Source organism: Streptomyces prunicolor NBRC 13075 (genome assembly GCF_000367365.1).
Lineage (GTDB): Bacteria > Actinomycetota > Actinomycetes > Streptomycetales > Streptomycetaceae > Streptomyces > Streptomyces prunicolor.
This window is the reverse complement of sequence record NZ_BARF01000038.1, coordinates 37,823-60,218: the sequence shown is the minus strand read 5'-3', so window position 1 is coordinate 60,218 and position 22,396 is coordinate 37,823. Positions and strand designations below refer to the sequence as shown.

The window sequence follows — 22,396 nt, the reverse complement described above, 5'->3', positions numbered from 1 at the left end:
TTCGTCGTGGCTGGTCGCGCAGTTCCCCGCGCCCCTAGGTGGGCTCAGTGGGCGGCGCCAGCGGTCGCCGGAGGCAGCTCCACCTCTACGCCCGGGTCGCCCGCGTCCGCCGTGTAGTCGGCGGGGCTTGTTTCGTCCACGCCCTCTGGCGCCTTGAACGCCTTCAAGGCGAACGTGAGGACCACGGTCACTACGACGTTCAGTACGAACGCCGTCAGGCCGATGTAGCCGATCTCGCCGATGCCGGGGATCTCCTTGGACGAGCCGCCGAAGTGGTCCTGGGTCGGGGAGGCTACGCCGTAGGCCGCGAGGGTGCCGTAGATCATGCCGGCCGCCCAGCCCGTGAGGAGGGCCCAGCGGTGGGGCCAGCGGGTGAAGAGGCCGCCTACCAGGGACGGGAAGGTCTGGAGGATCCAGATGCCGCCCAGGAGCTGGAAGTTGATGGCGACCGTCTTGTCCATGGTGAGGACGAAGGCCAGGGCGCCGACCTTCACCAGCAGCGAGACGATTTTGGAGACCTTGGTCTCCTGGGCCGGGGTCGCGTCGGGCTTGATGAAGTCCTTGTAGATGTTGCGGGTGAAGAGGTTCGCCGCCGCGATGGACATGATCGCGGCCGGGACGAGGGCGCCGATGCCGATCGCGGCGAAGGCCACGCCCGCGAACCAGTCCGGGAACATGTTCTCGAAGAGCTGCGGGATCGCCAACTGGCCGTTGGTGACCTTGACTCCGGCCGCGATCGCCATGAAGCCGAGCAGCGCGAGCAGGCCCAGCATCAGTGAATACAGCGGCAGGATCGTGGTGTTGCGGCGGATCACGTTGCGGCTCTTGGAGGAGAGGGTCGCGGTGATCGAGTGCGGGTACATGAACAGGGCCAGTGCCGAGCCCAACGCCAGTGTGGCGTACGTCCATTGGCCCGCCGGGGCGGGGACCAGGCCGCCCGCTCCCGCCGCCTTGAACTTGGCGCCCGCCGCGCTGAAGATGTCGTCGAAGCCGCCGAGCTTGATCGGGATGTAGATGATCGCCACCGTGATGACGATGTAGATCAGGCCGTCCTTCACGAACGCGATCAGCGCGGGGGCGCGGAGGCCGGAGGAGTAGGTGTACGCCGCCAGCACCGCGAACGCGATCAGCAGCGGCAGGTCCTTCACGAACCAGTTGGAACTCGCGCTGCCACCCACCCCCATGACGTCCAACACGGCCTGGATGCCGACCAGTTGGAGCGCGATGTACGGCATCGTCGCGAGGATGCCGGTGACCGCCACCGCCAGGGACAGGCCCTTCGAGCCGAAGCGGCCGCGCACGAAGTCGGACGTCGTCACGTATCCGTGCTTGTGCGACACCGACCAGAGGCGGGGCAGGAACGTGAAGATGAGGGGGTACACGAGGATCGTGTAGGGCACCGCGAAGAAGCCGGCCGCGCCCGCCGCGTAGACCGCCGCCGGGACCGCGACGAACGTATACGCCGTGTAGAGGTCGCCGCCGAGCAGGAACCAGGTGACCCAGGTGCCGAACGACCGTCCGCCCAGGCCCCATTCGTCGAGGCTCTGCTCGTTGTCGGCCCGGCGCCAGCGCGCGGCCAGGAAGCCCAGGACCGTGACGGCCAGGAAGAAGAAGATGAAGACGCCGAGGGCGACGCCGTTCACGCCGTCGTTCACCGGTTACCTCCATGGCGGGCCCGCTGGTCGCGCTGCCACAGTTTGTAGGCGGTCATCGTCAGCGCCGTCGAGATCAGCACCCAGAGCATCTGGTACCAGTAGAAGAACGGGATGCCGATGAACGTGGGGTCCGTCTTGGCGTAGGAGCTGACCCAGAGGAGCGCGACGAAGGGTGCGAACAGGCAGACGGCGATGACGACGCGTGTCGGTGTCACCACCGGTGCTGCCGCTTCGGGCGGGACTTCCGGTACATCTGACATATCGCGGCTCCGTCACCTTCGATGATCGCCTGTGTAATGCGCAGGCAATCTAGGTCACGGCATCGCGCGAGCGGAAGACCTCGTCCGCATATCGGCATGTCGATTCCGTGAAGGCGTGACATCGGTGTCAGGGACAGGCCGGGACAGGGTCAACAGCAGCGGAAGCCCTGGCGCGGGTCGGCCTCCTGGCGGTCCGTCCGCATGCGTTCGAAGTCGCGGCGGTTCGGGACCTCCGCGTCGGGGTGATTCCGGCGTACGTGCGCCACATAGCGGTCGTACGCCGACTCGTCCATCAACTCCCGGACGTACCAACGCACCCCGCTAATCGCCCGCTGGAGCGCCGACCGCATCCCGTGTCGCCTCCTCCTTCTCCTCCCGGGTCGGGATCAGCCCGGCCGGTGCCACGATGTTCGACTCGACGTACGGCGTCTCGCTCAGCGTGGAGAGCGCGGGGCGGCGGATGTGTCGAACGCAGACGCGAAGGGCGTCCGCGATGACGACCACGACCAGCACCGCGAGAATGGCCGAAAGTACCCCGTCCACCGTGGAGTTGGTGACGACGGTGTGCATGTCGTCCATGGACTTGGCGGGCGGCAGGACCTTGCCCGCGTCGATCGCGTCCTGGAAGACGGATCGCTGCTTGAAGAAGCCGACCTTGGGGTCGCTGGAGAAGGCTTTCTGCCAGCTCGCCGTCAAGGTGACCGTCGCGTCCCAAGCGAGTGGAATCCCGGTGATCCAGGCCCACTTGAGGCGGCCGGACTTCACCAGGAGGGTGGTGCAGACGGCCAGGGCGACGGCCGCGAGGAGCTGGTTGGAGATGCCGAAGATCGGGAAGAGCTGGTTGATTCCGCCGAGCGGTTCGTGGACGCCTACCCAGAGGAAGTAGCCCCAGAGTGCGCACACGATCGCGCTCGTCAGGGCCAGGCCCGGCTTCCAACTCACGTTCTTGAACGGCCGGTAGACGTTCCCCAGCATGTCCTGGAGCATGAACCGGCCCACGCGCGTGCCCGCGTCCAGCGCGGTCAGGATGAACAGCGCCTCGAACATGATCGCGAAGTGGTACCAGAAGGCGCGCAGACTCCCGCCGGTCACCTTGGAGAAGATCTCCGAGACGCCGACCGCGAGGGTCGGTGCACCGCCGGTGCGGGACAGCAGACTCGCCTCGTCGACGTTCTTCGCGGCCTGCGCGAGGTCGGCGGGGGAGATGTGATAGCCCCAACTGCTCACCACCTGCGAGGCGTTCTGCACCGTCGTGCCGATCGCGCCCGACGGGGCGTTCATCGCGAAGTAGAGACCCGGGTCGATGATGCTCGCGGCGACCAGGGCCATCACGGCGACCGACGACTCCATCAGCATCGCGCCGTAGCCGATCATGCGGATCTGGGTTTCCTTCTGGATCATCTTCGGCGTCGTACCGCTGGAGATGAGCGAGTGGAAGCCGGACAGGGCGCCGCAGGCGATCGTGATGAAGACGAAGGGGAAGAGTGAGCCGGCGAAGACCGGGCCGTTGCCGTGCTTGGCGAAGTCGGTGACGGCGGGCATCTTCAGGGCGGGCAGGGCGACCACGACGCCGATCGCCAGCAGGGCGATGGTGCCGATCTTCATGAAGGTGGAGAGGTAGTCGCGCGGGGCGAGCAGGGTCCAGACGGGGAGGATCGAGGCGACGAAGCCGTAGCCCACCAGCCAGATCACCAGCGTCGAGGGCGCGAGGGTGAAAGTGCCGGCCCAGGACGACTCGGCGACCCAGCGGCCCGCGACCAGGGCGAGCAGCAGCAGGGCCACACCGATCAGGGAGACCTCGGAGACGCGGCCGGGGCGAAGTACCCGTAGGTAGAAGCCCATCAGCAGGGCGATTGGGATGGTCATGCCGATGGAGAAGGTGCCCCAGGGGGAGGAGGCCAGCGCGTTCACGACGACCAGGGCCAGCACGCCGAGCAGGATGATCATGATGGCGAAGGTGGCGAGCAGGGCCGCCGCGCCGCCGAAGGGGCCGATCTCCTCGCGGGCCATCTGCCCAAGTGACTTGCCGTCGCGGCGGGTTGAGAAGAACAGCACCACCATGTCCTGGACCGCGCCCGCGAAGATGACGCCGACGACGATCCAGATCGTGCCGGGCAAGTAGCCCATCTGTGCGGCGAGTACGGGTCCGACGAGCGGGCCCGCGCCGGCGATCGCGGCGAAGTGGTGGCCCAGCAGCACGCGGCGGTCGGTGGGGTGGTAGTCGATGCCGTTGTCGAGGCGTTCGGCCGGGGTGGCCCGGGTGCCGTCGACCTTGAGCACCTTGTACACGATGAACTTCGCGTAGAAGCGGTAGGCGATGGCGTACGAGCCGAGCGCGGCGGCGACCATCCAGGCGGCCGACACGTTCTCGCCCCGCGCCAGCGCGAGTACGGACCAGCCCGCCGCGCCGACGAGCGCGACGAGGGTCCAGACGACGATGGTTCGGACGTTCGCGGTACGCACCGGGTGGTCCTCCCGTCCATGCGGCGACGGGAGGAACGTAGAGCAACCCGGGTAACTCCGTAAGTCCCCTAGTCCTGCGGGCGCTTCACTCGCGCCACGAACTAGTCCTGTGGTCGCTTGAGGCGCGCCACGAACTTGTACCTGTCCCCCCGGTACACCGACCGCACCCACTCCACCGGCTTGCCCTCCTTGTCGAGGGAGTGGCGGGAGAGCATCAGCATGGGCAGGCCGACGTCGGTGCTGAGCAGGCCCGCCTCGCGCGGGGTGGCCAGCGAGGTCTCGATGGTCTCCTCGGCCTCGGCGAGATGGACGTCGTAGACCTCGGCCAACGCGGTATAGAGGGACGTGTACTTGACGAGCGACCTGCGCAGCGCGGGGAAGCGCTTCGCGCTCAGGTGGGTCGTCTCGATGGCCATCGGCTCGGCGTTCGCCATGCGGAGGCGCTCGATGCGCAGGACCCGGCCGCCGGCGGTGATGTCGAGGAGGTCGGCGAGGGTGTCGTCGGCGGTGATGTAGCCGATGTCCAGGAGCTGCGAGGTGGGTTCGAGGCCCTGGGCGCGCATGTCCTCGGTGTACGAGGTGAGTTGGAGGGCCTGCGAGACCTTCGGCTTGGCGACGAACGTGCCCTTGCCCTGGATGCGCTCCAGGCGGCCCTCGACGACCAGTTCCTGAAGTGCCTGGCGCACGGTGGTGCGCGAGGTGTCGAACTCCGCGGCCAGCGTGCGCTCGGGCGGGACCGGTGTGCCGGGCTGCAACGTCTCCGTCATGTCGAGCAGGTGCTTCTTCAGGCGGTAGTACTTGGGCACACGCGCGGTGCGGACGGTGGCCCCACCCTCGTTCTCCGCACTGCTGACGTCGGTGCTCATGCTCCGCCTTTCCGGCTCCGGACAAGGGTCACTTGGTGATCCCCTCTGTATACCGTCGCCGCCTGTTTTGGTCTAGTCCACAGCGCCAAGTGGTCTAGCGGAAGACAGTACTCCGGCAGCGTTGTTTTCGCTGCCTTCTTACTTAAAGGTTCCTGCATATGTAGGTCGCATAACGGCTGGTCAGGGGTGTTTCGGGGGCCCTTGACAGGCTCTGTGGTCTGGTCCAAGCTCCCGGTACTGGTCTACACCATTGGTTCAGGTCCCGGCTCTTGGGCGGGAGGTGTGGCAGGCATCCCTGAGGAGGGTGGCGTGAAGCGCAAGCTGATAGCCGCGATCGGTATCGCGGGCATGATGGTCTCCATCGCGGCGTGCGGGGGCAACGACGACAAGAGCTCTTCGAACAGCGGCGCCGACGCCAAGGAGCTGACCGTCTGGCTCACCGTCGACGCGCAGAACAACTGGCCCGACCTGGTGAAGGCGGCCGACGCGACCGTGCAGAAGGCGCACCCCGGCGTCAAGATCAAGCACGAGTACTACGGCTGGCCCGACAAGAACACCAAGCTCGACGCGGTCCTCGCCACCGACAAGGCGCCCGACGTGGTCGAGATGGGCAACACCGAGATGCTGAGCTACATGGTCAAGGGCGCCTTCGCACCCGTCGACGCCTCCAAGTTCACCAACTCCTCCGCCTGGCTGGACGGCCTCAAGGCCTCGGTCACCTACGACGGCAAGACCTACGGCGTCCCCTACTACGCCGGTGGCCGCGTCGCCAACTGGCGCAGTGACATCGCCGCTTCGGTCGGCATCAAGAAGCCCCCGACGACGTACACCGAGCTGACCGCCGACCTGGACAAGATCCAGAAGAAGGAAGGCAGCAAGTTCAGCGCCTGGTACCAGCCCACCCGTGACTGGTACGCGGCCATGTCCTTCGTCTACGACGCCGGCGGCTCCATCGCCGCGGAGTCCGGCGGCCAGTGGAAGGGCAACCTCTCCTCGCCGGAGTCCATCAAGGGCCTCAACGAGTTCAAGACCGTCATCGACAAGTACATGCACGGTGACAAGACCAAGGACGAGTCCGACCGCTACATCGTCTACGGCCAGGGCAAGGCGGCCATGATCTTCGGCGCCGCCTGGGAGGGCGCGAGCGCGGCCGACCCGAAGGCCGACAAGACCGGCGGCAAGCTGAAGACCAGCCTGGTCAACTTCGTGATGCCCGGCCCGTCCGGCAAGAACATGCCCGTGTTCCTGGGCGGTTCTGACCTCGCGATCCCGGTCAAGTCCAAGGCGCAGGCGCTCGCCGCCGAGTGGATCAACGCCTTCACCGGTCCGTCCGGCCAGAAGGGCCTGATGGCCAAGGGCAACCTGCCGAACAACAAGACCGACCTCGCGACGCTGAAGAGCGACCCCGCGACGGCGGTCCCGGCCACCGCGGCCGAGTCCAACTGGTTCGTCCCGATGGCACCGGGCTGGGGCCAGGTCGAGAAGGCTCAGGTTCTGCAGACGATGCTGCAGAACATCGGCACCGGCAAGCAGTCGGTCGAGGACGCCGCGAAGGCCGCGGACACCGCGATCGACAAGGTCATCAACACCAAGTGACCTGAGTGCGGGGCCCTGTTGGACGCCATGCGTGTCCTCGGGGCAGGGCCCCGCCACTCGTACGAAGCACGGCCGTACGACCTGAGGGATCGCTGAGGAGCGCGCGATGAGTGCCGACACGACCACACCTGCCAAGGTGCCGCCGCAGCGGCAGGCGCCCCCACCGCGCGTTTCCGGCGCACCTCGCAGACGGCGGACAGCGAACGGCGCCGGGATCCCCTGGCTGCTGCTCGCCCCTTGTCTGCTCGTTCTCGCCCTGGTCATGGGCTATCCGCTGGTCCGCCTGGTCACGCTGTCCTTCCAGTCCTTCGGGCAGTCCCAGTTGTGGGGCTTCAAGCCCGCCGAGTGGGTCGGCTTCGACAACTTCTCCGGGATCCTCGGCGACGGCGAGTTCTGGGGCGTCGTCGTCCGCACGATCGTCTTCGCGGCCGGCTCGGTCATCTTCACGATGGTCGCCGGCATGGCGCTCGCGCTGCTCCAGCAGAAGGTCTCCGGCTGGGTGAAGACCCTCATCAACGTTGTCCTGGTGGCGAGTTGGGGCATGCCGGTGATCGTCGCGACCACCGTCTTCAAGTGGCTCTTCGACACGGACTACGGCGTCTTCAACGCGCTGCTCAGCAGGCTCCCCGGCGTCGACATGGTCGGCCACAACTGGTTCGCCAGCGGACCGCAGGGCCTCCTCGTCATCATGCTGCTGGTGGTGTGGGGCGCGGTGCCCTTCGTGGTGATCACCCTCAGCGCCGGACTCACCCAGGTCCCGCAGGAGTTGGAGGAGGCCGCCCGCCTCGACGGCGCCGGCGCGTGGGGCGTCTTCCGGTACGTCACGCTGCCCATCCTCAAGCCGATCATCGTGATGCTCACGACCCTGTCGGTGATCTGGGACATGGGCGTCTTCCCCCAGGTGTTCGTGATGCGCGGCGGCCACCCCGAGGCCGACTTCCAACTGCTCAGCACCTATTCCTACGACCGTGCCTTCGTCGTCAACGACTACGGACAGGGCTCCGCGATAGCCCTGGTCACGGTGGTGCTGCTGCTCGGAGTCGTCGCCGTCTACATGCGTCAGATGCTTCAGATCGGAGAGGTCGAATGAGCGCGCTCACGACCGACGCGCCCCGGAAGCCGACCGGTGGGCGCCGGAAGTCCAAGGTCGGCTGGAACCTCCTCGGCCTGCTCGTCTTCGTCGTCGTCGGCTTCCCGCTCTACTGGATGCTCGACACGGCGTTCAAACCGGCCAAGGACGCCATCGACCCGGACCCGAGCCTGCTGCCCACCGGCATCACCCTCGACAACTTCCGCCGGGCACTGGACATCGCCGACTTCTGGGGCCCGGTCGGCCGCAGCCTCATCGTGTCCCTGTCGGTGGTCGTGATCGGCGTCATCGTGGGCCTGCTGGCCGCGCTCGCGATCTCCCGCTTCGCCTTCCGGGGCCGCAAGATCGTGATCGTCGGCATCCTCGCGGTCCAGATGGTCCCGCTGGTCTCGATGATCATCCCGGTCTTCCTGCTCCTGAACGACCTCGACCAGTACGACAAGCTCTCCGGCCTGGTCATCACGTACCTGACCTTCATCCTCCCGTTCACGGTGTGGACCCTGCGCGGCTTCATCGTCAACATCCCGAAGGAGCTGGAGGAGGCGGCCATGGTCGACGGCTGCTCCCGCACCGGCGCCTTCATCCGCGTGGTCTTCCCGCTCCTGGCCCCAGGCATGGTCGCCACTTCCGTATACGGCTTCATCCAGGCCTGGAACGAGTATCTGTACGCCCTCATGCTGCTCAGCCAGGAGCACCAGACGGCGACCGTCTGGCTCGGCAACTTCACCACCAAGCACGGCACCGAGTACGCCCCGATGATGGCCGGCGCCACGATGATGGCCGTGCCGATCGTCGTCCTGTTCCTCATCGTCCAGCGCAAGATGGCCGCGGGGCTGACCGCGGGCGCTGTGAAGGGATAACGCAACCGATGACGACACTCGCCAGCGGTACAGACACCCTGACGCGCGACGCCCTCACCGTCCTGCAGCCCGGCTTCCCCGGCACCACGGCCCCCGACTGGCTGCTGCGCCGCCTCGGCGAAGGCCTGGCCTCGGTGGGCCTGTTCGGCCGCAACATCGCCTCGCCCGATCAACTGTCGTCCCTGACCGCCCAGTTGCGGTCGGAGCGGGACGACGTACTGGTCGCGATCGACGAGGAGGGCGGAGACGTCACCCGCCTGGAGGCCCGCACGGGCTCGTCCTTCCCGGGCAACCACGCACTCGGCGCGGTGGACGACGTGAACCTGACGAGGGAGGTGGCGCACGAGCTGGGCCGCAGACTCGCAGCCTGCGGAGTGAACCTGAACTGGGCCCCCTCCGCGGACGTGAATTCGAACCCCTCCAACCCGGTCATCGGGGTCCGATCCTTCGGCGCCGACCCGGAGTTGGTCGCAAGGCACACGGCGGCCTATGTCACCGGCCTCCAGTCGGCGGGCGTCGCCGCCTGCACGAAACACTTCCCGGGCCACGGGGACACGGCGGTCGACTCCCACCACGCGCTGCCGCGCATCGACGCGGACTCGCCGGTCCTGGAGCGGCGCGAACTGCTCCCGTTCCGCGCGGCCATCGCCGCCGGCACCCGCGCGGTGATGAGCGCCCACATCCTGGTCCCGACCCTGGACCCGGACCGCCCGGCCACCCTCTCCCTCAGCATCCTCACCGACCTCCTCCGTGGCCGGCTCGGCTACGACGGCCTCATCGTCACCGACGGCATGGAGATGCAGGCCATCGCCGCCACCTACGGCATCGAACGCGGCAGCGTCCTCGCGATCGCCGCCGGCGCCGACGCGATCTGCGTGGGCGGCGGCCTCGCGGACGACGAGACGGTACGACGGTTGCGCGACGCGCTGGTGGGGGCGGTGCGGTCGGGGGAGCTGCCGGAGGAACGCCTGGCCGAAGCGGCGGAACGGGTACGGGGGTTGGCCCAGTGGACGGCTTCGGGTGCGGCCGCGTCCACCCCGGCCGAGGGCTCCGCTTCTATGGCCTCTACGGCTTCTACGGCAGAGGTGACGCGCGTCGACATCGGCCTCGTCGCCGCCCGTCGCGCCCTCACGGTCACCGGCGCCGACGACTTCACCCCGCTCACCGAACCGCCGTACGTGGCTCTCCTCACCCCGGTCGCGAACATCGCCGTGGGCGACGAGACGCCCTGGGGCGTGGCCGCGGAACTCGCTCACCGGCTGCCCGGTACGGAGACGGCCGGCTTCGCCGGGGAGGACGCGGGGGACGCGGTCCTGAAGGCGGCCGGTACGCGGCGCATCGTCGTCGTGGTCCGGGACGAACACCGTCACCCCTGGATGGCGGCCACCCTCGACACCCTGCTGGCGGCCCGCCCCGACACCGTCGTGGTCGAAATGGGCGTCCCGCAGGCACCGCCCCGAGGCGCCCTCCACATCGCGACTCACGGCGCGGCCCGAGTCTGCGGCCACGCGGCGGCGGAGGTCATCGCCGGGACGTGACCGTGAGCCGGGGGAGTGACCCCGACCAGGGGAACACCCCCGAATACACCGGTGCCGGACCCTCCACGAGGGGGCCCGGCACCGGCACGTACACGGGGGGAACGGGGGCAGATCCCTTGCGGGTCGGGCTTGTTGAGGAGCCCGGGCCTCGGCTCTTTTGCCGGCCAGGCGTGTTGGGAACCCGGGCTGCGGACCCTTCGCGAGCCGGGCGTGTTGAGGACCCCGTTCCTCAGATGTCCTGCTGGTCGGGCACGTTGAGGAACCTGAACCTCAGAGGCCCCGCCGGTCCGGCGTGTTGAGGAACGCGTACCTCGGACCCTTTGCGAGCCGGGTGTGTTGAGGGCCCTGGTCCTGAGACGCCCTGTTGGTCGGGCACGTTGACGAACCTGAACCTCAGAGGTCCCGCCGGTCTGGCGTGTTGAGGCACTCGAACCTCAGAGGCCCCGCCGGTCCGGCGTGTTGAGGACCCCGCGCCTCAAATGCCCTGCCAGTCCGGCTTGTTGACGAACGTGTGCCGGAAATAGTCCGCGAGCTTCAGCTTCGACGCGGCGCCCTCGTCGACCACGACCGTCGCATGCCGGTGCAACTGCAGCGCCGATGCCGGGCACACCGCGGCGATGGGCCCCTCCACGGTCGCGGCGACCGCGTCCGCCTTGCCCTCGCCGGTCGCGAGCAACACCAGGTGCCGGGCCTCCAGGATCGTGCCGATGCCCTGCGTGATGACGTGGTGCGGGACCTGCTCGATGTCGCCGTCGAAGAACCGCGCGTTGTCCACCCGCGTCTGCTCGGTCAGCGTCTTGATCCGGGTCCGCGAGGCCAGCGACGAGCACGGCTCGTTGAACCCGATGTGCCCGTCGGTCCCGATGCCCAGTATCTGCAGATCGACCCCGCCGGCCTCGCCCAACGCCGTGTCGTACGCCTCGCACGCCGCCTGCACGTCCTCGGCCGTCCCGTCCGGCCCGAGGAACGCGTCGATCCCGACCCCGAGCGGCTCCAGCACCTCGCGCCGCAGCACCGAGCGGTACGACTCCGGGTGCTCGGCGGGCAGCCCCACGTACTCGTCGAGCTGGGCGATCCGCGCCCGCGAGGTGTCCACGGCCCCGGCGCGGACCTTCGCCGCCAGTGCTTCGTAGATGGGCAGCGGCGTCGACCCGGTGGCCACGCCGAGAAGGGCGTCCGGCTTGCGCCGGAGGAGCTGTGCCATGGCCTCGGCGATCAGCTCGCCGCCCGACTTGGCGTCCGGAACGATGACAACTTCCACGCTGGCCTGCCGTTCTGCAGAGGGGCTTCGAGGAGCCCGGAGGAGCTGTGTGGTTTAGACCAATCTGCGCACCAATCTAACAGAGGAGGCTCTTGCCTCCCAGAGTTCGCCGCCTGTCCGAAAACCGGTAACCGCCCAACGGAGGCGCACCTCCCGCAGAGGGGGTGAAATGGACACCGCACCACAGCCCCGACCGACCTCCGGAGGACCCCGCATGACCGCCACGACTTCGGCCCCTCAGGGCGACCTCCCCGGCCGGATCATGGCCCGCGAGATGGCCGAACAGCCCGCCGTCCTGCGCCGCATCCTGGACGAGGGCGCCCCGCGCATCCGCCAGGTCGCCCAGGACGTGGCCGCCCGCAGGCCCCGCTTCGTGCTGCTCACCGCCCGCGGCACCTCCGACAACGCCGCCCTCTACGCCAAGTACCTCCTGGAGATCCGCCTCGGCCTGCCCTGCGGACTCACCTCCATGTCGACCACCACGGCATACGGCGCTCGCCCCGACCTGACCGACGTCCTCGTCGTCACCGTCAGTCAGTCCGGCGGCTCCCCGGACCTGGTCGCCTCGACCCGGGCCGCCCGCGAGGCCGGCGCGATCACGGTCGCTGTGACCAACAACCCGGACTCACCGCTGGCCGCCGTCTCCGAGTACCACATCGACGTCATGGCCGGCCCGGAGAAGGCCCTCCCCGCGACCAAGACGTACACGGCCTCCCTCCTCGCGCTCTACCTCTTCGTCGAGGGCCTGCGCGGCGGCGACGGCGCGGCGGCCAAGGCGCTGCCCGACCTCGCCGAACAACTCCTCGCCCGCCAGGACGAGGTCCGCACCCTCGCCTCCCGCTACCGCTTCGCCGAACGCATGGTGATCACCTCGCGCGGCTACGGCTATCCCACCGCCAAGGAAGCCGCCCTCAAGCTGATGGAGACCAGCTACATCCCCGCCCTCGCCTACTCCGGCGCCGACCTCCTGCACGGCCCCCTCGCCATGGTCGACAACGTCTCCCCGGTCATCGCGGTCGTCACGGACGGCAAGGGCGGCACCGCCCTCCAGCCCGTCCTCGACCGGCTGCGCGGCCGGGGCGCCGACCTGGTCGTCATCGGCCCGGCCGGCCAGGTCGACCAGGCCTCGGCCGGTTTCGTCCTGCCGGTCGAGGGCGTCCCCGAGGAACTCCAGCCCATCCTGGAGATCCTCCCGCTCCAGCTCCTCGCCTACGAGGTCACCATCGCCCGCGGCCAGGACCCGGACGCGCCCCGCGCCCTGGCCAAGGTGACGGAGACCCGCTGAACAAGGTGGCGGAGACCCGCTGACCGCACGTCCTCACGTCCTCACGTCCTCACGTCCTCACGTCGTCAGGTGAGCGAACCTCCCGTCACATCCACCCAGCTCCCGGTGATCCACCGTCCGCCCTCGGACGCGAGGAACGCCACCACGTCCGCCACGTCGGCGGTCTCTCCCACCCGCCCCAGCGCGGAGAAGGCGGCCACCCGCGCCCAGCTGTCCTCGCTCCCGTGCAGCAGCTCGGCCGTGTTGTCCGTGTCTATGACGCCCGGCGCCACCGAGTTCACCGTGATGCCCCGGGGGCCGAGCACCTTGGACAGGTCCCGGGAGAAGACGTCCAGGGCGCTCTTCGTCATGGCGTACGCGATGTTGTGCGGCATCGCCGCGGTGCGGGCCAGCCCCGACGAGATGTTGATGATCCTGCCCCCGTCCCGCAGCCGGTCCATGCCGTGCGCGACCAGGAAGAACGGCGCCTTCACATTCACCGCGAAGACGCGGTCGTACTCCTCTTCCCCTATCTCCTCGATCGGTGCGGAGGATCCGATCCCCGCGTTGTTCACCAGAATGTCCAGCCCGTCCGCGTGCCGGTCGAACTCCGCCCAGAGCCCTTCGGCATCGCCGGGCCCGCCCAGCTCCGCACCGAGCGCGAACGCCGAGCCGCCCGCTTCCTCGATCGCGGCGACCACTTCCTTCGCCGCCGCCTCACTCCTGCCGTAGTGCACCGCGACCCGCGCCCCGTCCCGCGCCAGCCGCTCCGCGATGCCCCGCCCGATGCCCCTGCCCGCACCCGTGACCAGTGCGGTCCTGCCCGTGAGCACACCCATGTCGAAGCCCCTCCGTGTTTCTGTAGTGAGTTCTCTAGCGGTCGCTACAGAAAAACCGTACAACAGCCCGCCGACATTTCTCTAGCACTCGCTATACAATTCACTCCATGGTGCGCAGCGAGGAGACGAAACCGCAGGTCAAGGCAGCCAAGACCCGAGGTCGGCCGCGTTCCTTCGACCGTGCCACCGCGCTGGAGCAGGCGGTCCTCGCGTTCTGGGAGCACGGCTACGAAGCGACCTCCGTCTCCGATCTCACCCGCGTCATGGGTATCGGTGCCCCCAGCCTCTACGCGGCCTTCGGCGACAAGCAGGCCCTGTTCGCCGAGGTCGTGGCGGAGTACGGCACGCGCTACGGCTCCTTCACCGACCGCGCGCTCGCCGAGGAACCCACCGCCCGGGCCGCCGTGGCGCGGATACTGCGCGAGGCGGCCGCCGAGTACACCGCACCCGACCGGCCGCACGGCTGTCTGGTCGTCCACGCGGCCACCAACTGCACGACCCCCGAGGTGGAGGAGTCGCTGCGGGAGCGGCGCAACGCCAACCTCGTCACCTTGGAGCGTCGTATCGAGGCGGACATCGCGGCGGGGGAGCTGCCCGCGGACCTCGATGCCGCCGCGCTCGCCCGGCACACGGGGGCGGTCATTCAGGGAATGTCCCAGCAGGCGCGGGACGGGGCGGGCCGCGAGGAACTGGCGGCGGTCGCCGAAATTGCCATGACCATCTGGCCCCGCACATGACTCAACACCATTAGGCTTCCCCGTGCATGCTGGGACGTCCTACGAGTGGCGGACCGAGCGGATCGCAGCGGAAAAGCGCCACCATCAAACATCCTTCAACGCATGGACACGGATAGTGGTCTAGTCCACAATGTGTTAGAGGCGTAAGCCTCCGTCCTCCCCGCACAGGAGGACGGACCGAGGAACCGAGGCTCTCTGCCCTGACTGCCCCGGCTCCTCATCCATCGGCCGATCGGGACCGCACACCCCGTGGCCGTTGCTGCTCCGGGCTGCGGTGCCGAGAGGGCTGAGGGTCCCTCTCAGGCGCCGCGGCCCGCGGGTGTTTTTTAGGACAGGTACAGACCGGCGGGTACGCTCGCAGACGTGCCCTCCATGAACGAACTCGTACGCCAGCACACCGCACTCGACGACTCCGACCTCGAGTGGCTCCACCTGCTGGTCTCGGAGTGGCAGCTGCTCTCCGACCTCTCCTTCGCCGACCTGGTCCTATGGGTCCCCACGCGCGACGGCACCCGCTATGTCTCCGTCGCCCAGATGCGGCCGAACACCGGCCCCACCTCGTACCAGGACGACATGGTCGGCCACCTCGTCCCGCGCGGCCGCCGCCCCATGCTGGACGCGGCCCTGGACGAGGGCCGCATCGTCCGCGAGGGGGACCCGGAGTGGCGCGAAGAGGTCCCCGTCCGGGTCGAGTCGATTCCGGTACGACGGGACGGGCGCGTCCTGGGTGTCATCGCGCGCAACACCAATCTCCTCACCGTGCGCACCCCGAGCCGCCTCGAACTCACGTACCTGCAGAGCGCGTCGGACCTCGCGCAGATGATCGCGGCCGGTTCCTTCCCGTTCCCGAACCAGCAGGTCGACATGGACGCCTCGCCGCGCGTCGGCGACGGACTGATCCGGCTCGACGGCGATGGCATCGTGCAGTACGCCTCGCCCAACGCCCTCTCCGCATACCACCGCATGGGCCTCGCCACCGACCTCGTCGGCCAGCCGCTGGGCGTGACCACCGCCGAACTCGCCCCGACCCGGGGCCCGGTGGACGAGGCGCTAGCCAAGGTCGCCAGTGGATGGGCGCCGCGCGAGTTCGAGATCGAGGCGCGGGACGGGGTCATCCAGTTCAGGGCGATCCCGCTCAAACCCAAGGGCACCCGCATCGGTTCACTGGTGCTGCTCCGGGACGTCACCGAACTGCGGCGCCGCGAGCGGGAGTTGATCACCAAGGACGCGACCATCCGGGAGATCCATCACCGGGTGAAGAACAACCTCCAGACAGTTGCCGCCCTGTTGCGTCTCCAGGCCCGCCGGATCGACTCCGAGAGCGGCAGGGAGGCGCTGGAGGAGGCCGTCCGCCGGGTCGGTTCGATCGCGATCGTGCATGAGACGCTGTCCCAGAACCTGGACGAGCGGGTGGAGTTCGACGAGATCGCCGACCGGGTGCTCGCGATGGTCGCCGAGATCTCCCCGGGCAAGGTCACCGGCCGGCGCAGCGGCCGCTTCGGAATACTGGACGCCGAGGTCGCCACCCCGCTCTCCATGGTCCTCACCGAGATCCTGCAGAACGCCCTCGAACACGGCTTCCGCGAGGGCGAGACGGGCACGGTCGAGGTCTCGGCCGTCCGCGGCGGCACCTCGAAGGACGCCCGCCTCCTGGTCACCGTGCAGGACGACGGCGTAGGCCTCCCCGAAGGATTCGACCCGCACCGCTCCGGCAACCTGGGCCTGCAGATCGTACGGACGCTGGTGGAGGGCGAGTTGGGCGGCACGTTCGACATGGTGCCGGGGCCGGAGCGGGGGACCCGGGTGATCCTGGATGTGCCGGTGCAGGCGCACAAGTGACGTATGTGCACACGACCTACACATGCGTGGGCCCGAACTGCCGTGCACGCGCGGGCGTTTGAACGGCCGTACCTGAACAGCAAGGGTCGTACCTGAACAGCAAAGAGCCCCGGATCAATTGATGATCCGGGGCCAGTCGCTCGTTGCTATGCGCATCGGGGGTACTGCGCGCTGCGGCTCGGGGGCGGGAGATGCGTACTCGCTGTACGCGCCGCCAAGCTCAGGCTGTGAGCGGGGTGGACGTCAGGCGGAGGCCTGACGGGCACGGTTGCGAGCGGCGCGGCGCTTCATGGCGCGGCGCTCGTCCTCGCTGAGACCACCCCAGACGCCGGAGTCCTGGCCGGACTCGAGCGCCCACTGCAGACACTGGTCCATAACGGGACAGCGACGGCAGACGGCCTTGGCTTCCTCGATCTGCAGCAGCGCAGGACCGGTGTTGCCGATGGGGAAGAAGAGCTCGGGGTCTTCCTCGCGGCAAACGGCGTTGTGACGCCAGTCCATGGCTGCTACCTCTCCTTGGTATTACGTGCGGGTTGCTTGTGAATGTGAACGCTTTCACGAATCCCTCAACAAGTGAAGGGCCGAACGCCAGGTTCACTGGCGGAGGTCCTGTGGATTGAAGAGGGGTTCCGGTGATCCGTGGAGGCCGGTGTTGCGGGCCGTCTCGATCGCCACGTAGAGACTCGCAAACCTCAGCGGCGGATACAACCCCTTCCGGAAAGTTTTTTTTGATTCCTCGGTGTCGACTAGGTCACAGCCGTACTTCCATGGGGTGGACCCTGGTCTAAACGTTCGAGTGAAAGGACTTCAGCCCTTTCTGCTCACACAATCACACGCAGTGCACGGCGTACGCCTGTGAACGTCACGCTCGTACGCAGTCCGAGGTGGTCGCCGTCCATCTGGAGGGGCAGGGGGACCTTCGAATGCAAGGTGAACTCACTCAGGTCGTGCAACGTCGCAGCGTGCTTGCCATGGGGTCCGCGTTCGGGGGACGAAGTGAGCAACTGGGTGCCATACCGGGCAACCGCGGCGCTGGACAGGCGGCTGAGACCGAGTACGTCGAGGCCTTTATCGAACGACGCCTTAGGTGACGTGTACATCGGGCGATTGCCGAGATACGTCCAGGGCGAGGTGTTCGAGACTATGGCTACGACGAGATCGGTGACCGGGTCCGCGCCGGGCTGCTCCAGCGTGATCGTCCCGTGCCGGCGGTGCTGCTCGCCGAGGAACTGCCGGACCACCTGACGCACGTAGAGCGCATGCGTGGATTTCTTGCCCTGCTCCCGCTGCTGCTCGACCCGCCCGACCACCCCGGCGTCGAACCCGAGTCCGGCGTTGAAGGTGAACCAGCGCGAGGGCACGGCCTCGTCCTCGGTGCCGGGCGTCCCGGAGGTCAGCCCCAGGCCGACCGTGCGCTCGCTGCCCTCGCGCAGGGCGTCCAGGATGGCGCCGGTCGCCTCCACGGCGTCGTTGGGCAGCCCCAGGGCGCGGGCGAAGACGTTGGTGGAGCCGCCGGGGACCACGGCGAGGCCGGGCAGGCGCTCCGGGTCGGGGCCGGTGTGCAGCAGGCCGTTGACGACCTCGTTGACCGTGCCGTCGCCGCCGAGGGCCACGACCAGGTCGACGTTCCCGGTCTCCGCGGCCTGCCGGGCGAGGTCGCGCGCGTGGCCCCGGTACTCGGTGGTGACCGCTTCCAGCTTCATCTCGCTCGCGAGCGCGTGGAGCAGGACATCGCGCGTACGTGCGCTTGTGGTGGTTGCCGCCGGATTGACCACGAGAAGTGCACGCATGAGTTGCAGCGTACCTACTGGGGGGTACCCGGCCCATACCGAGGTAGGGGTTGGGTAAGAGGAGACGGCGTGAGCCTGAACACCTGGGGCCGGATCCCGGGGACTACCCTGCTGGGGTGAGTGCTGAGCAGATCCCCGCCCCGCAGACCGACGGCCCCGACGGACCCCGCCCGCGCCGCCTGACCTACGCGGCGGTCCTCGTCGCGCTGGAGGGCCTCGCGCTCGCCGTCGCCGGGGTGTGGATGCTCGTCCTGGGTCTCACCGGCGAACCGGACGACCGGCAGCAGGCCGTCACCGGTGGGGTGACCCTGGTGGTGCTCGCGCTGCTGCCGCTGCTGGCCGCGCGGGGACTGATCGGGCAACGAAGTTGGAGCCGGGGTCCGGCCGTCATCACCCAGGTCATGGCGTTGCCCGTGGCCTACAACCTGCTCCAGGCCGACAGCGTGGCGATCCCGGCCGGTATCGCGCTCGCGGTGGTCGCGATCGGCGCGCTGGTGCTGCTGGTGAACCCGGCGACGACACAGGCCCTCGGAATCCGAGGGCCCGGCCGTGGCACCGAAGAGCCGAAGAGCTGACTTCGGCAGGCGGATCACTCCTCGACGAGGAGCTTCTCCCGCAGCTGGGCCAGTGTCCGGGCCAGCAGCCGGGACACATGCATCTGCGAGATGCCGACCTCCTGCGCGATCTGCGACTGCGTCATGTTGCCGAAGAAGCGGAGCAGCAGAATCCGCTTCTCCCTGGGCGGCAGGTCCTCCAGCAGCGGCTTGAGCGACTCGCGGTACTCGACGCCCTCCAGTGCCTCGTCGTACGCGCCGAGCGTGTCCGCGACCGCCGGGGACTCGTCGTCCGTGTCGGGGACGTCCAGGGACAGCGTGGAGTAGGCGTTGGCCGACTCCAGGCCCTCCAGGACCTCCTCCTCCGAGATGCCGAGCTTCTCGGCCAGCTCGTGGACCGTGGGGGAGCGTCCGTGCCGCTGCGAGAGCTCCGCCGTCGCCGTGGTCAGCGACAGGCGCAGCTCCTGGAGCCTGCGCGGGACACGCACCGCCCAGCCCTTGTCACGGAAGTGCCGCTTGATCTCGCCGACGACCGTCGGGGTCGCGTACGTCGAGAACTCGACGCCGCGCTCCGGGTCGAAGCGGTCGACCGACTTGATCAGGCCGATGGTGGCGACCTGGGTCAGGTCGTCCAGCGGCTCCCCGCGGTTGCGGAAGCGGCGCGCGAGGTGCTCGACGAGCGGCAGGTGCATACGGACCAGCCGGTTGCGCAGCTCCGCGTACTCGACGCTGCCGCCATCGAGCGTGCGCAGCTCGATGAAGAGTGCGCGCGCCCCGCTGCGGTCCTGGGGGTCGTGCCGTGTGACCTGCACGCTCTGCGTGGCCGCCACGTTGTCCCGCTCGTGCTCGCTCATCGCCTGGCCTGTCGCCCCTTCCCGAGCTTTCGCCTCCTCCCCCACGCTCGACTCAGTCGGAGCGGGGGAACCCCCGGCAACGGGGGAGACCCCACCAATACGCACGGCACCGTCCTGCTCACGTTGACCGTCGTCCATCACACCGGCCTCCGAGGTTTCTTCCTCCGGGTGCGGCCGGGCCTGCTCGGGGATCTGGCCGCGTGGCACGAGGGCGCCGTCGTCCGCCGTGCGGCGGGATCCGCCTGAGCCGCCCTCGGCCGGCAGCTCCCGTGTGCCGCGCTCTTCGTCCCGCACCGGCCCGTCCCCGTTCCTCACGCCGGCCCGGGTCCCGCGCCGCGCTGTTTGTAGAGGCTGATCGAAACGGTCTTGTCCTCGTCGACTGCCGATGAGACCTTGCCCGCGAGGGCCGAGAGCACGGTCCACGCGAAGGTGTCGCGCGCGGGGGCGTGACCGTCCGTCGTCGGGGCGGAGACGGTGACTTCGAGCGAGTCGTCCACGAGGCGGAAGACACAGCTGAGCACCGAGCCCGGCACGGCCTGCTGGAGCAGGATCGCGCAGGCCTCGTCCACCGCGATGCGAAGGTCCTCGATCTCGTCGAGGGTGAAGTCCAAACGGGCTGCGAGGCCGGCCGTGGCCGTGCGCAGCACCGACAGGTATGCGCCCGCAGCCGGCAGCCGGACTTCCACGAAGTCCTGGGTCGCGGGCTCGCCTGCGATCTGGGACACCCTCACCTCCAAGGTGGTACAAGCTCTTTCGGGGGCCCAGGGGTCGCCCCCCGGGGTAACGCGATACTTGGTTCAGCGGTGACGCTACCGCGCTCCGAACTTTTCTGTCCCCGGGACCCCAACCCCATGCTGTCACTCATAGTAAACCTACGGATACGCTCCGTGGCTAGGGGTCCTGCGGGCCCAATTGGGAAGAGCGCGCGCCGGGTTGACGTACCCAGACGTCAGACGGTCGAACCGTCGAAACGGACGGGAAACAAGCGGCCGGATTACGGGGTCACAGGAGTACGTGGTCGACGAAGCACCAACGCCAGCTCTCCCCGACCTCGAACGTCCGCATCACCGGATGCCCGGAGTCCTTGTGATGTGCTGTGGCATGGCGCAGCGGCGAGGAGTCGCAGCAGGCGACATGGCCGCAGAAGAGGCACAGTCTCAGCTGCACCGGGTGGGTGCCTGCCGCCAGACACTCCAGACAGGTCTCGCTCTGGGGCCCCGGTTCAGGGAGCGGCAGCGCGTCGGCGTGCGTGCACTGTTTCATGATTGCCAGATTACGACGGGTGTGCGGTTGGCCGCGCGGAAAAACGAGGGCGGGCGAGGACGATGGACGTGATGCCACTGCTGTTGCTGGTGGCGGGGAGCGCCGTGGTGGCCGCCGCGGCCCGGCGCACCCCGGTGCCTGCACCGCTGCTGCTGGTCGCGGTCGGGCTGGTCGTCTCGTACGTCCCGGGGGTGCCCGACTACACCCTCGACCCGGAGGTCGTACTGCCGCTGCTGCTGCCCCCGCTGCTGTACACCTCGGCCACCGACAGCTCGTACCTCGATCTGCGGGCCCAAGTGCGGCCCGTGGCACTGCTGTCGGTCGGCTACGTGCTCTTCGCCACGTTCGTCGTCGGCTGGGCCGCGTATGTGATCGTCCCGGGGCTGCCGCTGACCGCCGCCCTGGTGCTGGGCGCCGTGGTGGCGCCGCCGGACGCGGTCGCGGCGACGGCGGTGGCCCGCCGGGTCGGGCTGCCGTCACGGATCACGACGATCCTCCAGGGCGAGTCCCTGCTGAACGACGCGACCGCGATCACCGCCTACAAGGTGGCCCTCGCGGCCGCGATCGGCGAGGGCGCCACCTGGGCCGGCGGCATCTGGGAGTTCCTGCTCGCGGCCGTCGGCGGTGTCGGTATCGGGCTGCTCCTGATGGTGCCGATCCACTGGCTGCGCACGCACCTCAAGGAGGCGCTGCTGCAGAACACGCTCTCGCTGCTGATCCCGTTCATCGCTTATGCGGTCGCCGAGCAGGTGCACGCCTCCGGGGTGCTCGCCGTCGTGGTCGTGGCGCTCTATCTGGGCCACCGCGCGTGGGAGGTCGATTTCGCGACCCGCCTCCAGGAGGAGGCCGTCTGGAAGATGGTCGCCTTCGTCCTGGAGTCCGCGGTGTTCGCCCTGATCGGACTCCAACTGCCGGTGGTCCTCAAGGGACTTGGCGAGTACCGGGGCCTGGACGCCGCCTGGTACGCGATCGCGCTCTTCCTGGTCGTCGTCGCGACCCGGTTCGTGTGGGTGTATCCGGCGGCCTTCATTCCCCGCTTCCTGTCGGCGCGGATCAGGGAGCGCGAGGACAGCCCCACCTGGAAGGGGGCGATGACCACCGCGTGGGCCGGCATGAGAGGCGTGGTCTCCCTGGCCATCGCCTTCTCGATCCCGCTCACCGTGCACGGCGGCGATCCCTTCCCGCAGCGCAACCTCATCCTGTTCCTGACCTTCACGACGGTCATCGGCACGCTGGTGGTGCAGGGCCTGAGCCTGCCCCCGATCATCCGGCTGCTGAAATTCCCCGGCCGCGACCAGCAGGCCGAGACCCTCGCCGAGGCCAACGCCCAGGCACAGGCCTCCCGAGTCGCCGAAAAACGCCTGGAGGCCCTCCTGGAGGACGAACGCAACGCCCTGCCGCCTCCGCTCGCCGACCGCCTCCGCGAGGTCCTGGAGCGCCGCCGCAACGCCGTCTGGGAGCGCCTCGGCGCCACCAACCCCGTCACCGGCGAGACGGTCGACGACACCTACCGCCGTCTCTCCCGCGAGATGATCAGCGCCGAACGCTCGATGTTCGTCCGCCTCCGCGACGGCCGCTACATCGACGACGAGATGCTCCGCACGTTGCTGCGCCGCCTCGACCTGGAGGAGGCGGCGGCTTACCGGGAAGCGGCCTAGCGGTTTCGG

The 22,396-nt window shown here is 68.8% G+C and carries 21 protein-coding genes; 9 read left to right on the top strand and 12 right to left on the bottom strand.

The features are described from left to right. Positions 1-44: 44 nt before the first annotated feature. The 5 genes from mctP to SPR02S_RS17535 all read right to left on the bottom strand — a co-directional run bounded on the left by mctP (position 45) and on the right by SPR02S_RS17535 (position 5,244). The gene (mctP, locus tag SPR02S_RS17555) at positions 45-1,655 is read right to left on the bottom strand and encodes a monocarboxylate uptake permease MctP (protein WP_019058294.1); all 1,611 of its coding nucleotides are present in this window, start codon (positions 1,653-1,655) and stop codon (positions 45-47) included. Further along, positions 1,652-1,915 (bottom strand): DUF3311 domain-containing protein, encoded by a 264-nt coding sequence (locus SPR02S_RS17550; protein ID WP_026150639.1) that lies wholly within the window; start codon positions 1,913-1,915, stop codon positions 1,652-1,654. Before SPR02S_RS17550 ends, mctP begins: the two co-directional genes overlap by 4 nt. A gap of 149 nt (positions 1,916-2,064) precedes the next feature. After that, on the bottom strand, positions 2,065-2,265 hold the full coding sequence (locus tag SPR02S_RS17545; RefSeq protein WP_019058292.1) for a YbdD/YjiX family protein: 201 nt from the start codon (positions 2,263-2,265) through the stop codon (positions 2,065-2,067). Continuing rightward, positions 2,237-4,378 carry a carbon starvation CstA family protein gene (locus tag SPR02S_RS17540; RefSeq protein ID WP_019058291.1) on the bottom strand — a complete coding sequence of 714 codons (2,142 nt, stop codon included), beginning with the start codon at positions 4,376-4,378 and terminating at the stop codon, positions 2,237-2,239. Before SPR02S_RS17540 ends, SPR02S_RS17545 begins: the two co-directional genes overlap by 29 nt. 101 nt (positions 4,379-4,479) lie before the next feature. Next, positions 4,480-5,244, bottom strand: a complete 765-nt coding sequence (locus SPR02S_RS17535) for a GntR family transcriptional regulator (RefSeq protein WP_019058290.1) — start codon at positions 5,242-5,244, stop codon at positions 4,480-4,482. A gap of 309 nt (positions 5,245-5,553) precedes the next feature. Here SPR02S_RS17535 and SPR02S_RS17530 point away from each other — a divergent pair, with 309 nt between their 5' ends. From SPR02S_RS17530 to SPR02S_RS17515, 4 genes are all read left to right on the top strand, one after another. After that, a complete protein-coding gene (locus tag SPR02S_RS17530; RefSeq protein ID WP_019058289.1) occupies positions 5,554-6,840 on the top strand; it encodes an extracellular solute-binding protein in 1,287 nt (428 codons plus the stop codon). A gap of 106 nt (positions 6,841-6,946) precedes the next feature. Continuing rightward, positions 6,947-7,930 (top strand): carbohydrate ABC transporter permease, encoded by a 984-nt coding sequence (locus SPR02S_RS17525; protein ID WP_019058288.1) that lies wholly within the window; start codon positions 6,947-6,949, stop codon positions 7,928-7,930. Continuing rightward, positions 7,927-8,790 carry a carbohydrate ABC transporter permease gene (locus SPR02S_RS17520; RefSeq protein ID WP_019058287.1) on the top strand — a complete coding sequence of 288 codons (864 nt, stop codon included), beginning with the start codon at positions 7,927-7,929 and terminating at the stop codon, positions 8,788-8,790. Before SPR02S_RS17525 ends, SPR02S_RS17520 begins: the two co-directional genes overlap by 4 nt. A gap of 8 nt (positions 8,791-8,798) precedes the next feature. Continuing rightward, positions 8,799-10,328: a glycoside hydrolase family 3 protein gene (locus tag SPR02S_RS17515; RefSeq protein WP_019058286.1), complete on the top strand. Its 1,530-nt coding sequence runs from the start codon at positions 8,799-8,801 to the stop codon at positions 10,326-10,328. 475 nt (positions 10,329-10,803) lie between these two features. Here SPR02S_RS17515 and nagB read toward each other — a convergent pair whose 3' ends face one another. Beyond that, positions 10,804-11,589, bottom strand: a complete 786-nt coding sequence (nagB, locus tag SPR02S_RS17510) for a glucosamine-6-phosphate deaminase (protein WP_019058285.1) — start codon at positions 11,587-11,589, stop codon at positions 10,804-10,806. 214 nt (positions 11,590-11,803) lie between these two features. Between nagB and SPR02S_RS17505 the strand changes: the two genes are divergently transcribed. Beyond that, positions 11,804-12,874 (top strand): SIS domain-containing protein, encoded by a 1,071-nt coding sequence (locus SPR02S_RS17505; RefSeq protein WP_019058284.1) that lies wholly within the window; start codon positions 11,804-11,806, stop codon positions 12,872-12,874. A 65-nt stretch (positions 12,875-12,939) separates the two neighbouring features. Here SPR02S_RS17505 and SPR02S_RS17500 read toward each other — a convergent pair whose 3' ends face one another. Beyond that, positions 12,940-13,692 (bottom strand): SDR family oxidoreductase, encoded by a 753-nt coding sequence (locus tag SPR02S_RS17500; protein ID WP_019058283.1) that lies wholly within the window; start codon positions 13,690-13,692, stop codon positions 12,940-12,942. A 107-nt stretch (positions 13,693-13,799) separates the two neighbouring features. Between SPR02S_RS17500 and SPR02S_RS17495 the strand changes: the two genes are divergently transcribed. Continuing rightward, a complete protein-coding gene (locus SPR02S_RS17495; protein ID WP_019058282.1) occupies positions 13,800-14,429 on the top strand; it encodes a TetR/AcrR family transcriptional regulator in 630 nt (209 codons plus the stop codon). A gap of 372 nt (positions 14,430-14,801) precedes the next feature. Next, positions 14,802-16,268 carry a sensor histidine kinase gene (locus SPR02S_RS17490; protein ID WP_019058281.1) on the top strand — a complete coding sequence of 489 codons (1,467 nt, stop codon included), beginning with the start codon at positions 14,802-14,804 and terminating at the stop codon, positions 16,266-16,268. 243 nt (positions 16,269-16,511) lie between these two features. On the opposite strand, the gene SPR02S_RS17485 is transcribed toward SPR02S_RS17490, so the two are convergent. Both SPR02S_RS17485 and SPR02S_RS17480 read right to left on the bottom strand, forming a co-directional pair. Beyond that, positions 16,512-16,769 (bottom strand): WhiB family transcriptional regulator, encoded by a 258-nt coding sequence (locus SPR02S_RS17485; protein ID WP_006142322.1) that lies wholly within the window; start codon positions 16,767-16,769, stop codon positions 16,512-16,514. A 320-nt stretch (positions 16,770-17,089) separates the two neighbouring features. Then, on the bottom strand, positions 17,090-18,058 hold the full coding sequence (locus SPR02S_RS17480; RefSeq protein WP_019058280.1) for a diacylglycerol/lipid kinase family protein: 969 nt from the start codon (positions 18,056-18,058) through the stop codon (positions 17,090-17,092). Between the two features lie 116 nt (positions 18,059-18,174). On the opposite strand from SPR02S_RS17480, the gene SPR02S_RS17475 reads away from it, so the two are divergent. Then, positions 18,175-18,633 (top strand): hypothetical protein, encoded by a 459-nt coding sequence (locus tag SPR02S_RS17475; RefSeq protein WP_019058279.1) that lies wholly within the window; start codon positions 18,175-18,177, stop codon positions 18,631-18,633. 14 nt (positions 18,634-18,647) lie between these two features. Here the strand turns inward: SPR02S_RS17475 and SPR02S_RS17470 are convergent, their stop codons facing one another. The 3 genes from SPR02S_RS17470 to SPR02S_RS17460 all read right to left on the bottom strand — a co-directional run bounded on the left by SPR02S_RS17470 (position 18,648) and on the right by SPR02S_RS17460 (position 20,729). Next, a complete protein-coding gene (locus tag SPR02S_RS17470; protein WP_373283324.1) occupies positions 18,648-19,760 on the bottom strand; it encodes an RNA polymerase sigma factor SigF in 1,113 nt (370 codons plus the stop codon). Between the two features lie 17 nt (positions 19,761-19,777). Beyond that, positions 19,778-20,191, bottom strand: a complete 414-nt coding sequence (locus SPR02S_RS17465) for an ATP-binding protein (protein ID WP_019058277.1) — start codon at positions 20,189-20,191, stop codon at positions 19,778-19,780. A 277-nt stretch (positions 20,192-20,468) separates the two neighbouring features. After that, positions 20,469-20,729 carry a UBP-type zinc finger domain-containing protein gene (locus SPR02S_RS17460; protein ID WP_026150638.1) on the bottom strand — a complete coding sequence of 87 codons (261 nt, stop codon included), beginning with the start codon at positions 20,727-20,729 and terminating at the stop codon, positions 20,469-20,471. 62 nt (positions 20,730-20,791) lie between these two features. Here SPR02S_RS17460 and SPR02S_RS17455 point away from each other — a divergent pair, with 62 nt between their 5' ends. After that, positions 20,792-22,387 (top strand): Na+/H+ antiporter, encoded by a 1,596-nt coding sequence (locus SPR02S_RS17455; RefSeq protein ID WP_019058275.1) that lies wholly within the window; start codon positions 20,792-20,794, stop codon positions 22,385-22,387. Positions 22,388-22,396: the final 9 nt, after the last annotated feature.